Consider the following 11,605-nt stretch of genomic DNA (forward strand, 5'->3'; position numbering starts at 1 on the left):
GCAAGCAACGCGCTCACGGCACCGCCGCTTCGAACTGGTTACCGCTGTTGTCCCGCAACAGCAGCCGGGTAAGCCCGGGGCCCTGGATATCAAACCCCAGGTTGGGGTTCTCGCTGACTGCCGGATACAGCGCGAGGCTGGCCAGGCGCTGGCCATCCGCGCCTTGCAATTCGGCATGTTCGAGGAAGAACTCAGGGATGCCGCTGACCAGGCCGTTGTCCATCGGGTGGGACACCTGCAGGCGCAAGCGGCTGCCATCACCGCGCGGGTAGCGCCCGCCCAGCACCTCACCGACATGCTCCTCCCAGCCAGGTTGGGTGCGCACCACACTGGGCGCGGTACAACCACCGCCAGCTGCATCGATCAGGGTCGAACCGACATGCCACACACCATCACGCGTCAGCACCGCAGCGCGCAGCGGCGTGGCCTGTTCGATGCGGATGCGGATCGACAGCCACGGCAGCACACGTTCGCCAGGCTCGAAGTCGACAATACGCGGCAGGGGGTTGAGTTCGGCCCAGGCGAGGATCCGTACCACGTCGCCCGCGAATGCGCGGGCGTCGATCTCCAGCGGCACTTGCCGGGCGTCCTCGGCAAAGGGCGGCGCCAACAACTTCACCCGCTCATCGAAAACGAACGGCGCCTGCCCCAGCAGTTGCTTGTGGTAGAAATCCCACATCACCGAGGGCACCGGGTCGGTCTTGCTGCTCGGTTCACCAGCCTGGGCTGTCCAAGGCATCCAACAGGCCAGCAGTAATGTCGCGCGCCAGTTCATTGGTACATCTCCGGGACCTCGTAGCGCAGGCCGTAGGTGGCGTACAGCGCCTTCAGCCGGCCATCGCGGATCATCGCCTCGAGGGCTTCTTCCACCGCATAGGCCAACTGCCGGTTGCTTTCATGCACTGCCATGCCGATGTCCCATGCCTGCTTGCCCAAGTTCGGGTAGGCGTTTTCCGCCAGGGCCAGTTGCGGGTCGGCGGCCTGATGCAACTGCCAGTCAACCTCGCCGCGCATCGCCATCACCGCGTCCACCTGGCCGGCCTGTAGCGCGCCGAACGCCTGTTGCACGCTGGGGTAATGGTGGGTGTTGGCGCTGAGCATGCCATTGAACACCGAGGTCAGGTAGAACGACGGCACACTGTCCACCTCGACCCCGATGGGGTGCTGCTGGAACACCGCGACACTGGCCACCGAAGGCAGGCGGCGGCGGTCATAGGCCACCTGCCAGCGCTCCTCCTGATAGGGGCCGAACATCACCACCTGGGCGTTTTCCAGCTCGCCCAGCTCGTTGCGCTTCTGCGCGTAGGCGTGGTCGTAGGGCACCCGCATCATCAGGTCGGCCAACTGCTGGTGGCGCAGCGGGCTGCCGCGCCAGATGTAGTCGCGCAGGTCGTCGTCGAGCTTTTCCCCTGGCGGCGCCCAGATCAATTGCAGGTGCACCCCCAAGGCCGTGGCCAGCGCTTGCGCCAGCTCCACATCGACGCCACGCGGCTGGCCGTGGTCCTCGAAGCTGTAGGGCGCGAAATCCTTGTACACCGCCACCTTCAATTCACCGGCAGCGATGATCGCGTCGTAGTTGCGCACCTGAGCCTGCACTGCCGCACAGCACAGCAGCAGGCCACTCAACAGCACGGCCGACAGACGCATGGCGATCACTCCTCGACGTGCACGCTGTCCAGGTAGGTGCGTACCGCCCACAGGGCTTCCTGGCTCAGGTAATCGGCCATCTTCGGCATGTACACCCGCCCGTCACGCACCGCGCCGTGGCGCACCCGCTCGACGAACCACTCATCCCCGGCCTCGCCCACATCGAGCAGGCGCAAATCCGGGGCGATACCGCCAGACTTGGCTTCCAGGCCATGGCAAGCGGCGCAGTTCTGGTTGTAGGCCGAGGCGCCGATTTCCACGGCTTTGTCGTGCTCTGGGGAGGTGCGGTAAGGGTTGACCGCGGCCCAGCCGTCGCCGTCCAGGCTTACCCCAGCGTCTTTGATCGGGGTCAGGCCCTGGGTTTCCACCGCCTGGGGCACCACATTGCCATGAGCCCACACCGTGCCCGTCAGCACAGCACCGGCCAGCAGGCCTGCAGCGAGCAAGACGTTGCGTTTTTTTGTCATTGTTATGCCCTCAAGATTGCACGCAAGGCCTCAACCACAGAGGCCGTGCCGCCATCTTAGAAACAGCCCGCGCGCGGCCGTATGCTGCTTTGGTGGCCGGGCCTTACTCCCTTGGTAGTAGGGCTTGTGGCGAAGGGCCAAATGAGGTGCCGCCCGGGAACTATTCCCGGCAAGGGCGGGACTTTTTCCGTATCCCCAGCCGCCGTCCCGCCGCCACCCTGTGCAGGCCAAAACCTCCACAGGGAACTGCAACCATGACAATAAGATCGCTACCCGCCCTTTCCCCTCTGGCCCTCAGCGTGCGGGCCCTGCTGCTGGCCGGTAGCCTTGCCCTCTGCACGGCGGCCACCGCAGCCACCGCCCCCGCGGCACCTGCCAGCAAGAACGTGACCTGGGAAGACATTGCCAACGACCACCTGACTACCCAGGACGTGCTGCAATACGGCATGGGCACCAATGCCCAGCGCTGGAGCCCACTGGCCCAGGTCAACGACCAGAACGTGTTCAAGCTGACCCCGGCCTGGTCCTATTCCTTCGGCGACGAAAAACAGCGCGGCCAGGAATCCCAGGCCATCGTCAGCGACGGCGTGGTCTACGTCACCGGCTCCTACTCGCGGGTATTTGCCCTCGACGCCAAGACCGGCAAACGCCTGTGGACCTACAACCACCGCCTGCCAGACAACATTCGCCCGTGCTGCGACGTGGTCAACCGCGGGGCGGCCATCTTCGGCGACAAGATCTACTTCGGCACCCTCGACGCCCGCCTCATCGCCCTCGACAAGCGCACCGGCAAGGTGGTGTGGAACAAGAAGTTCGGCGACCACAGCGCCGGCTACACCATGACCGGCGCCCCAGTGCTGATCAAAGACAAGACCAGCGGCAAGGTGTTGCTGATCCACGGCAGCTCCGGCGATGAGTTCGGTGTGGTCGGCCAGTTGTTCGCCCGCGACCCGGACACCGGTGAAGAAGTGTGGATGCGGCCCTTCGTCGAAGGCCACATGGGCCGCCTGAACGGCAAGGACAGCACCCCGACCGGCGATGTCAAGGCGCCGTCCTGGCCAGACGACCCGACCACCGAGACCGGCAAGGTCGAGGCCTGGAGCCACGGCGGGGGCGCACCCTGGCAGAGCGCCAGCTTCGACCCCGAGAGCAACACCATCATCGTCGGTGCTGGCAACCCTGGCCCTTGGAACACCTGGGCGCGCACGTCCAAGGACGGCAACCCCCACGACTACGACAGCCTCTACACCTCGGGCCAGGTCGGCGTCGACCCCAGCACCGGCGAAGTGAAGTGGTTCTACCAACACACGCCGAACGATGCCTGGGACTTCTCCGGCAACAACGAGCTGGTGCTGTTCGATTACAAAGACAAGGACGGCAAGGTGGTCAAGGCCACCGGCCACGCCGACCGCAACGGCTTCTTCTACGTGGTGGACCGCAACAACGGCAAATTGCAGAACGCCTTCCCCTTCGTCGACAACATCACCTGGGCCAGCCATATCGACCTCAAGACCGGGCGCCCGGTGGAAAACCCCGGCCAGCGGCCAGCCAAGCCGCTGCCGGGTGAAACCAAGGGCAAGCCGGTGGAAGTTTCGCCGCCGTTCCTGGGTGGCAAGAACTGGAACCCCATGGCCTACAGCCAGGACACCGGCCTGTTCTACATCCCCGGCAACCAGTGGAAGGAGGAGTACTGGACCGAAGAAGTGAACTACAAGAAGGGCTCGGCCTACCTGGGCATGGGCTTCCGCATCAAGCGTATGTATGACGACCACGTCGGCACCTTGCGCGCCATGGACCCGGCCACCGGCAAGCTGGTCTGGGAGCACAAAGAGCACCTGCCACTGTGGGCCGGCGTACTGGCGACCAAGGGCAACCTGGTGTTCACCGGCACTGGCGACGGCTTCTTCAAGGCCTTCGACGCCAAGACGGGCAAGGAGCTGTGGAAGTTCCAGACCGGCAGCGGCATCGTCTCGCCACCCATCACCTGGGAACAGGACGGCGAGCAGTACATCGGCGTGACCGTGGGCTATGGCGGCGCGGTGCCGCTGTGGGGCGGCGACATGGCCGAACTGACCAAGCCGGTGGCCCAGGGCGGCTCGTTCTGGGTGTTCAAGATCCCAAGCTGGGACAACAAGACCGCGCAGCGGTGATCGCCTGCGGGGAGCGCCCAGCGCCCTCCCCGCACCTGCCCTCCTTTCACCGAGAGTCTTCGCTCATGAATTACCTGCCCTTTGCCCTGCTGTTGCTCCTTGCCCCTGCCCTGGCCGTGAATGCCGACGACGACAACGATGCCCCCTTGACCGTCAACGGCTGCGTAATTGCCGAAGGCAGCCAGTGCCCGGGCGCCAATTTGCGTGGCGCCAACCTGGCCAACCAGGACTTGCGCAAGATGAACCTGGCCGGCGCTGACCTGCGCGATGCCGACCTGCGCCATGCCCGCCTGGACCTGGCCAACCTGGAAAAGGCCCGCTTGCAGGGCGCCAACCTGACCCGCGCCAGCCTGCAGCAAAGCAACCTGCGGTTGGCAGACCTGAGCCATAGCACGCTGATTGCCATCCAAGGCTGGGGGCTGTTTGCCCAGGGGGCGCAGTTCGAGAAGGCCGACCTCAGTGCGGCGTACCTGCAGTTCGCCAGGCTTTCCGGGGCGAACATGCACCAGGCCAACCTGCGGGCGGCGGACCTGGAGATGGCCTGGCTGAGTAAAACCGACCTGCAAGGGGCCAACCTCGGCGATGCCAACCTGCAGGAAGCCAAATTTGGCCAGAGCAACTTGGCGCAAGCCGACCTGCGCGGGGCGCGGCAGCATTATGGGAATTTTCAGGAGGCCAACATGGAAGGGTGTGCGGGCTGTCCTGGGAGTTGGGATGATTGAGCAGGGTGTTCGCCGTGAGGGGTTTGGCGCCTGTGAGATCGTGCGCCGCCCGCGCGGCGCATCGCGAGCAACGCTCGCTCCTACGTTTGTTTTTGGCCAATAACGCCTGTGACAGGCGCGCGCGACCGCCTTGTTTGTTCGACGCCATATCGCGTCATGCGCCAGGGCGGTCGCGCGCGTTTGCCCCAGGAACAATTGGCCCGAAACAAACGTAGGAGCGAGCGTTGCTCGCGATGCGCCGCACGGGCGGCGCTCGATCTCCCAGGCGCCAAAAATTCCAAACCGAACCCCCAGGCCACAAAATCTCCCACAAATCCTCACCCCGCCACCCGCACCACCCCCAGATCAATACCCAGGTGCACCAGCTCAGCGTGGGAACTCACCTGCAACTTGCTCTTGAGCAAGGTCAGGTGATTGGAAACGGTCTTGGCACTGATGCACAGCTGTTCGGCAATCACCCGCACCGGGGTGCCCTTGGCCAGCATCACGAAAATCTCCAACTCGCGCTGGGTCATGCGCTGCAAGCGCGGGTCGCTGGCGTTCTGTTGCGGTGTGCAGGCCAGTTGTGTGGCTAAAGGCTGCTCGATATAGGCATGCCCGGCCAACACCCGGTGCACCGCCTCGATCAACACCTGGGGCGCCGAATTCTTGGTCAGGTAGCCCGAAGCCCCCGCCTCCAGGGCCTGGCGCACCAGGGGCAGCTCATCATGCATGCTGAAAAACAGCACCCGCAGTTGCGGCAGGCGCTGACGCAGCCGGCGGGTGGTCTCCAGGCCGCTGATGCCGGGCAGGCCGAAGTCCATGATCACCAGGTTCGGTACTTGCTCCTGAACCCGCACCAGCGCCTCTTCGCCGCTGGCGGCCTCGCGCACTTCCATCGCCGGCAGCACCGCCCGCAACAGGCTGGCATAACCCTGGCGCACCACGGCGTGGTCATCCACCAATACGATATTCATCAGGCCTCCATGGGAATGTTCAGGGCCAACGCCCAGCCGGCACCCGGGCGACTCAGGATGCGTAATTCGCCGCCCAGGCTGCGCGCGCGCTCGGCCATCGAATGCAGGCCTACGCCGGGCCGCTGGGGCTGGCTCGCGCCGCAGCCGTTGTCACGCACCAGCAGGCGCAAGCCCTTGGCGCTGCGTTGCAGGCGCACCCGCACCTGGCTGGCGCCGGCATGCCGGGCAACGTTGGTCAACGCCTCCTGCAGCAGGCGATACAAATGCGTTCGGCTGGGGCCGGGCAGCACCGGCAGGCGCTCACCGACCCGCAAACGGCAATCGATGCCTTGGCTGGCCTGCCATTGGCTCACCAGCACACCAAAGGCTTCGGCCAATGGCACGTGTTGCAACGCCACCGGATACAAGTCGTGTACCAAGGCACGAAAGCCTTGCTGCAGGCGTTCGCAATTAAGCTCCAGGGCTTGCGCGGTCTGCTCCACCACCGTCGGCTGGCCTGCCACCAGGCGCAGCAGGCAGACCTGGGCGCGGATACCCGCCAGGTACTGCCCGAGGTCATCGTGCAGGGCCTGCGCCAGGTGGGTGCGTTCCTGTTCCTGTACCGCCAACAGGGTTTGGGTGAGCTGGGCATTGTCAGCCCGGGTCTGCTCCAGGGTCGCGGTCATGCGGTTGAAATGCGCCGCCAACTGGCGTGCCTCTGGCAGGCCGGATTCGCGCAGGCGAGTGGTCAACTGCCCACCCGAGACCTGGCGCAACGCACGCAGCAGTTCATCCAGCAGGCCCATGCCGCGCCGCACCGCCCAGCGGATGGTCAACAGGCTCACGAGCAAGGCCAGGCCACACAAGCCCAGCAACTGCTGCAGGGAATCCCGGACTTCGTCGATTTCATCCCGCGCATCCACGGCGATGAGTACCCGGCGCCCCTCGCTCAAGTCCAGCAAGCGGGTGCTGTGGCGGCGATCACCGAACAGCTGGCGCCCCAGCCAGGCATCCAGGCCGGCCTCCCGCGGCATCTGCGCGGTTTCGCCCGCCGCCAGCCAGTGCACCCGCACGTGGCGCAGGCTCTGGGTCAGCCGCGGTTGCAGGCTCGCCGGGTCGCGTTCGGCCGTGTCGGCGAGGTACGCCACCACAGCTTCGGCAGACTGCAATTCGCGCTCGACATCGGCCACCGCCTGGTGCAGCAGCAACCCGCCACAGGCCAAGGTGACCAAGGCGAAAAAGAACGTGACCCACAGGTTGATCCGCCACTGGGCCGACAGGTTGATGAGGCGCATTGGGCAGTTTCCTCCGGGTGAACGCGGCCAGGGCTGCGACCCATCGTAAAACCGAGGCCTTAGCGGTGATTTACTACCTTGGTACTGGCCGAGCGCTACTTTCTGCATATTTCCCCCTCCCGGCCGGCTTCCTATGCTGGCGCCATCTGCCGTGGAGTGCGTTTATGCGCCAGCCTGCCCCTCTTGCCCTGACCTGCCTGCTGGCCCTGGCCATGGCGCTGTGTTCGGCCTTCGCATCGGCCGCCCCGCCAGAGCAGCAATTGCAGGTGCGCATCGGCTACCTGGGCTATCGCCCCGACCCCGGCCCGCTGCTGTCCAACATCATCCCCGAGCCCGCCGACGCGGGGCTGCAGGGCGCCGAGCTGGCGATTGTCGACAGCAACAGCACGGGGCGTTTTCTCAAGCAGGCGTTCACCCTTGCCAGCACCCACGTAGACAGCCCCGAGGCCCTGCTGCAAGCCGCCAAGGCCCAGCATGACCAGGGCCTGCGGCTGTTCGTAGTGAACGCGCCGGCCGCCAGCCTGCGCGCACTGTCTGCCGCCCTGCCCGACAGCCTGCTGTTCAACGCCGGCAGCCCCGACGACAGCTTGCGCAGCAGCCAGTGCCTGGGCAATGTGCTGCATAGCCTGCCCAGCCGCGCCATGCTGGCCGATGCCCTGGCGCAGTTTCTGGTACTGCGCAAATGGCAGCGGGCGTTGCTTGTCGTCGGCCAGACCGAAGATGACCAGGCCTACGCCGCGGCCCTACGCCGGGCGGTGAAGCGCTTCGGCGTGCAGCTGGTGGCGGAAAAAACCTGGCGCTTCGACAACGACCAGCGCCGCAGCGCCCAAGCCGATATGCCACTGTTCACCCAAACCGCCGAGTACGACGTGGTGCTGGTGGCCGACGAACGCGGCGACTTCGGCGAATACCTGCCCTACCAGACCTGGTACCCCCGCCCCGTGGCCGGCACCCAGGGCCTGACCCCCACCGGCTGGCACAAGACCGTGGAAACCTTTGGCGCAGCGCAGTTGCAAAAACGCTTCGAAGCCCAGGCCGGACGCTGGATGAACGACCGCGACTTCGCCGCCTGGATGGCCGTGCGCAGCATCGCCAGCGCCGTCAGCAAACTGCGCCAGGCCGAACCACGCGCCCTGCAGCAACTGCTGCTCAGCGACCAGCTGCCGCTGGATGGCTTCAAAGGCCGCAAGCTCAGCTACCGCCCATGGAACGGCGAACTGCGCCAACCCATCCCGCTGGTTCAGCCACGCGCGCTGGTCAGCACTTCGCCCCAGGAGGGCTTCCTGCACCCCTTCAACGAAATGGACAGCTTGGGCTTCGACAAGCCCGAAGTGACCTGCGGCTACCCCTGAAACCGATAATCACAAAAAAAGGATTCCGCCATGCGTCGCCCCCTTTGCTACCGGCCTGTGCTTTTCCCCTCCCTGCTGGCCGGCGCGCTGGCGCTTGCCACCGGGCACGCCAGCGCCGCCACCGCCTGGGTCTCGAACGAGAAGGACAACAGCCTTAGCCTGATCGACCTGCAAAGCCTGGAAGTTACCGAGACCCTGCCCGTGGGCCAGCGCCCACGTGGCCTGCTGCTGTCCCACGACAACAAGCGGCTGTACATCTGCGCCAGCGATTCGGACCGGGTGCAGGTGATGGACGTGGCCACCCGCAAGATCATCAAGGAACTGCCCTCCGGCAAGGACCCCGAGCAGTTCGCCCTGCACCCCAATGACCGCTGGCTGTATGTGTCAAACGAAGACGACGCACTGGTAACGGTGATCGACACCGAAACCGACAAAGTGCTCGGGCAGATCAACGTCGGCATCGAGCCCGAGGGCATGGCGGTAAGCCCCGATGGTAAGTGGGCGGTCAATACCAGCGAAACCACCAACATGCTGCACTGGATCGACACCAGCACCCAGACCCTGGCCGACAGCACCCTGGTGGATCAACGGCCGCGCTTCGTCGAGTTCAACCAGGATGGCTCGCGGCTCTGGGCCTCGGCGGAAATCGGCGGCACGGTGACCATTCTCGACGTGGCCACGCGCCAGGTGCTGAAAACCCTGAACTTCCAGATCAAGGGCGTGCACCCGGACAAAGTCCAGCCGGTGGGCATCAAGCTCAGCGCCGATGGCCAGTACGCGTTCGTCGCCCTGGGCCCGGCCAACCATGTGGCGGTGATCGATGCCAAGACTTACGAGGTGCTGGACTACCTGCTGGTTGGGCGGCGCGTTTGGCAGCTGGCATTCACCCCAGACCAAAGCCAATTGCTGGCCACCAACGGGGTCAGCGGCGACGTCTCGGTGATCGATACCAAAACCCTCAAGGTGCTCAAGTCGGTAAAGGTCGGGCGCTACCCCTGGGGCGTGGTGGTCACGCCATGAATACCCTCGACGTCAGTGACGTGAGTTTCGCCTACGGCCAGCGCGAGGCGCTCAAGCACGTGGGGTTCAGTGTGGCGCCTGGGCGTTTTGCTGCGTTGCTGGGCCCCAATGGCGCCGGCAAGTCGACCTTGATCGCACTGCTCACCCGGCTTTACGACGTGCAACAGGGCGACATCCGCGTCTGCGGCTGCTCGTTGCGCAACGCGGCGCGCCCGGCGTTGCGACAACTGGGCGTGGTGTTTCAGCAAAGCACCCTGGACCTGGACCTGAGCGTCGAACAGAACCTGCGCTACCACGCCTCGTTGCATGGCCTGTCGCGGCGCCAGGGCAACCTGCGGGTCGAGGCCGAACTGGCCCGCCAGGGCCTCGACGAGCGCCGGCGCGAGCCCGTTCGTGCGCTGAATATCGGGCACCGGCGCCGGGTGGAAATTGCCCGCGCCCTGCTCCACCAACCGCGCTTGCTGTTGCTCGACGAAGCCAGCGTCGGCCTCGACCCGGCCAGCCGCCTGGCGCTCAACCAGCACCTTCGGCACCTGTGCCGCGAGCAGGGGCTGAGTGTGCTCTGGACCACCCACCTGCTGGATGAGGTGCAGCCCAGTGATGACCTGCTGATCCTGCACCAGGGGCGCCTGGTGGCCAGTGGCACCGCTGATGCCCTGAGCCAAGCGCACGGCGGCGACCTCGACAACGCCTTCGCGCGCCTGACCCGCGCGCCTGGCCCCACCCCAGGAGTGAAGGCCTGATGAACGCCTACTGGCAATGTTTCAACGGCATCCTGCTGCGCGAATGCCTGCGGTTCGTGTTGCAGCGCACGCGGTTTCTCAGCGCCCTGGTACGCCCTCTGCTGTGGTTGCTGGTGTTTGCCGCCGGGTTTCGTGCGGCCCTGGGCATAGCAATCATCGAGCCCTACGACACCTACATCCCCTACGAGGTGTACATCATCCCCGGCCTTGCCTGCATGATTCTGCTGTTCAACGGCATGCAGGGCTCGCTGTCGATGGTCTATGACCGCGAGATGGGCAGTATGCGCGTGCTGCTGACCAGCCCCTTGCCGCGCGCGTTTCTGCTCGGCAGCAAGCTGCTGGCGACCTCGTTGATTTCCCTGCTACAGGTTTATGCGTTTCTCGCCATCGCCTGGCTGTATGGCGTGCAGCCCCCAGCTGCGGGGTTGTTGCTGGCGCTGCCGGCCTTGTTGCTGGTGGCCCTGATGCTCAGCGCCCTGGGGCTGTTGCTGTCGAATGCGATTCGCCAGTTGGAAAACTTTGCCGGGGTGATGAATTTCGTGATCTTCCCGTTGTTTTTCCTGTCCTCGGCGCTGTACCCGCTGTGGAAAATGCGCGAGGCCAGCCAGTGGCTGTATTGGCTGTGCGCCCTGAACCCCTTCACTCACGCCGTGGAACTGGTGCGTTTCGCGCTGTACGAACGCTTCAATCCGCTGGCGCTGGCAGTCTGCCTGGGCCTGACCGTGCTGTTCACCCTGCTCGCGATACTGACCTTCAACCCCCAGCACGCAGCGCTGCGCAAGCCGCGCTGACCCCTCATGCCTTGCGAAAATCCCTGTAGGAGCAGCCTTGTGCTGCGAAGAGGCCAGTGACAACACAGAGAATCTTCGCTGCTGTTGCCGGCCTCTTCGCAGCACAAGGCTGCTCCTACCGGTCCGTGCTGAGTGAAGGAATAACTGAGCACACGCAAGGGCTTTGCAATGATTAAGGGGTGACGCTGAGCCAATCGCCATGTGCAATCTCTGTAGGAGCAGCCTTGTGCTGCGAAGAGGCCAGTGACAACACAATGAATCTTCGCTGCTGTTGCCGACCTCTTCGCAGCACAAGGCTGCTCCTACCGGTCCGTGCTGAGCGAAGGAATAACTGAGCACACGCAAGGGCTTTGCAATGATTATGGGGTGACGCTGAGCCAATCATCATATGCAATCTCTGTAGGAGCAGCCTTGTGCTGCGAAGAGGCCAGTGACAACACAATGAATCTTCGCTGCTGTTGCCGACCTCTTCGCAGCACAAGG

At 64.9% G+C, this 11,605-nt stretch carries 11 protein-coding genes; 6 read left to right on the forward strand and 5 right to left on the reverse strand.

Features of this window, described 5'->3' with window-relative positions:
• Positions 1–13: 13 nt before the first annotated feature.
• From AC5PZ0_RS10875 to pedF, 3 genes are read right to left on the reverse strand one after another with little or no spacing between them, the layout of a single operon-like run.
• Positions 14–775, reverse strand: a complete 762-nt coding sequence (locus tag AC5PZ0_RS10875) for a quinoprotein dehydrogenase-associated SoxYZ-like carrier (protein WP_493854903.1) — start codon at positions 773–775, stop codon at positions 14–16.
• A complete protein-coding gene (locus tag AC5PZ0_RS10880; protein ID WP_027596445.1) occupies positions 772–1,647 on the reverse strand; it encodes a substrate-binding periplasmic protein in 876 nt (291 codons plus the stop codon). The genes AC5PZ0_RS10875 and AC5PZ0_RS10880 overlap by 4 nt, the downstream gene beginning before the upstream one ends.
• Positions 1,648–1,652: 5 nt before the next feature.
• The gene (gene pedF, locus AC5PZ0_RS10885) at positions 1,653–2,114 is read right to left on the reverse strand and encodes a cytochrome c-550 PedF (protein WP_493854904.1); all 462 of its coding nucleotides are present in this window, start codon (positions 2,112–2,114) and stop codon (positions 1,653–1,655) included.
• A gap of 254 nt (positions 2,115–2,368) precedes the next feature.
• On the opposite strand from pedF, the gene exaA reads away from it, so the two are divergent.
• On the forward strand, positions 2,369–4,264 hold the full coding sequence (exaA, locus tag AC5PZ0_RS10890) for a quinoprotein ethanol dehydrogenase (RefSeq protein WP_033694345.1): 1,896 nt from the start codon (positions 2,369–2,371) through the stop codon (positions 4,262–4,264).
• A gap of 65 nt (positions 4,265–4,329) precedes the next feature.
• Positions 4,330–4,986: a pentapeptide repeat-containing protein gene (locus AC5PZ0_RS10895; protein WP_099429607.1), complete on the forward strand. Its 657-nt coding sequence runs from the start codon at positions 4,330–4,332 to the stop codon at positions 4,984–4,986.
• Between the two features lie 317 nt (positions 4,987–5,303).
• Here the strand turns inward: AC5PZ0_RS10895 and AC5PZ0_RS10900 are convergent, their stop codons facing one another.
• Positions 5,304–5,942: a response regulator gene (locus tag AC5PZ0_RS10900; protein ID WP_027596441.1), complete on the reverse strand. Its 639-nt coding sequence runs from the start codon at positions 5,940–5,942 to the stop codon at positions 5,304–5,306.
• Positions 5,942–7,216, reverse strand: a complete 1,275-nt coding sequence (locus AC5PZ0_RS10905) for a sensor histidine kinase (RefSeq protein ID WP_493854905.1) — start codon at positions 7,214–7,216, stop codon at positions 5,942–5,944. The genes AC5PZ0_RS10900 and AC5PZ0_RS10905 overlap by 1 nt, the downstream gene beginning before the upstream one ends.
• 164 nt (positions 7,217–7,380) lie before the next feature.
• Between AC5PZ0_RS10905 and AC5PZ0_RS10910 the strand changes: the two genes are divergently transcribed.
• The 4 genes from AC5PZ0_RS10910 to AC5PZ0_RS10925 are packed head-to-tail and all read left to right on the forward strand — an operon-like array spanning position 7,381 to position 11,122.
• Entirely contained in the window at positions 7,381–8,568 is a 1,188-nt protein-coding gene (locus tag AC5PZ0_RS10910) for an ABC transporter substrate-binding protein (RefSeq protein ID WP_493854906.1), read from the forward strand.
• Between the two features lie 30 nt (positions 8,569–8,598).
• Positions 8,599–9,588 carry a YVTN family beta-propeller repeat protein gene (locus AC5PZ0_RS10915; RefSeq protein WP_274888817.1) on the forward strand — a complete coding sequence of 330 codons (990 nt, stop codon included), beginning with the start codon at positions 8,599–8,601 and terminating at the stop codon, positions 9,586–9,588.
• Positions 9,585–10,331, forward strand: a complete 747-nt coding sequence (locus AC5PZ0_RS10920) for an ABC transporter ATP-binding protein (protein WP_493854907.1) — start codon at positions 9,585–9,587, stop codon at positions 10,329–10,331. The genes AC5PZ0_RS10915 and AC5PZ0_RS10920 overlap by 4 nt, the downstream gene beginning before the upstream one ends.
• Complete coding sequence (locus tag AC5PZ0_RS10925) at positions 10,331–11,122, forward strand: ABC transporter permease (RefSeq protein ID WP_027596436.1); 792 nt, start codon at positions 10,331–10,333, stop codon at positions 11,120–11,122. The genes AC5PZ0_RS10920 and AC5PZ0_RS10925 overlap by 1 nt, the downstream gene beginning before the upstream one ends.
• Positions 11,123–11,605: the final 483 nt, after the last annotated feature.

The sequence above is a fragment of the Pseudomonas sp. 5.2 genome (assembly GCF_059025405.1).

Bases quoted from the DNA above. Each gene is read 5' to 3' on its own strand.
- AC5PZ0_RS10920 (WP_493854907.1), top strand. From the start codon at position 9,585: ATGAATACCCTCGACGTCAGTGACGTGAGTTTCGCCTACGGCCAGCGC.
- AC5PZ0_RS10905 (WP_493854905.1), bottom strand. From the start codon at position 7,216: ATGCGCCTCATCAACCTGTCGGCCCAGTGGCGGATCAACCTGTGGGTC.
- AC5PZ0_RS10925 (WP_027596436.1), top strand. From the start codon at position 10,331: ATGAACGCCTACTGGCAATGTTTCAACGGCATCCTGCTGCGCGAATGC.
- exaA (WP_033694345.1), top strand. From the start codon at position 2,369: ATGACAATAAGATCGCTACCCGCCCTTTCCCCTCTGGCCCTCAGCGTG.
- pedF (WP_493854904.1), bottom strand. From the start codon at position 2,114: ATGACAAAAAAACGCAACGTCTTGCTCGCTGCAGGCCTGCTGGCCGGT.
- AC5PZ0_RS10910 (WP_493854906.1), top strand. From the start codon at position 7,381: ATGCGCCAGCCTGCCCCTCTTGCCCTGACCTGCCTGCTGGCCCTGGCC.
- AC5PZ0_RS10880 (WP_027596445.1), bottom strand. From the start codon at position 1,647: ATGCGTCTGTCGGCCGTGCTGTTGAGTGGCCTGCTGCTGTGCTGTGCG.
- AC5PZ0_RS10900 (WP_027596441.1), bottom strand. From the start codon at position 5,942: ATGAATATCGTATTGGTGGATGACCACGCCGTGGTGCGCCAGGGTTAT.
- AC5PZ0_RS10915 (WP_274888817.1), top strand. From the start codon at position 8,599: ATGCGTCGCCCCCTTTGCTACCGGCCTGTGCTTTTCCCCTCCCTGCTG.
- AC5PZ0_RS10895 (WP_099429607.1), top strand. From the start codon at position 4,330: ATGAATTACCTGCCCTTTGCCCTGCTGTTGCTCCTTGCCCCTGCCCTG.
- AC5PZ0_RS10875 (WP_493854903.1), bottom strand. From the start codon at position 775: ATGAACTGGCGCGCGACATTACTGCTGGCCTGTTGGATGCCTTGGACA.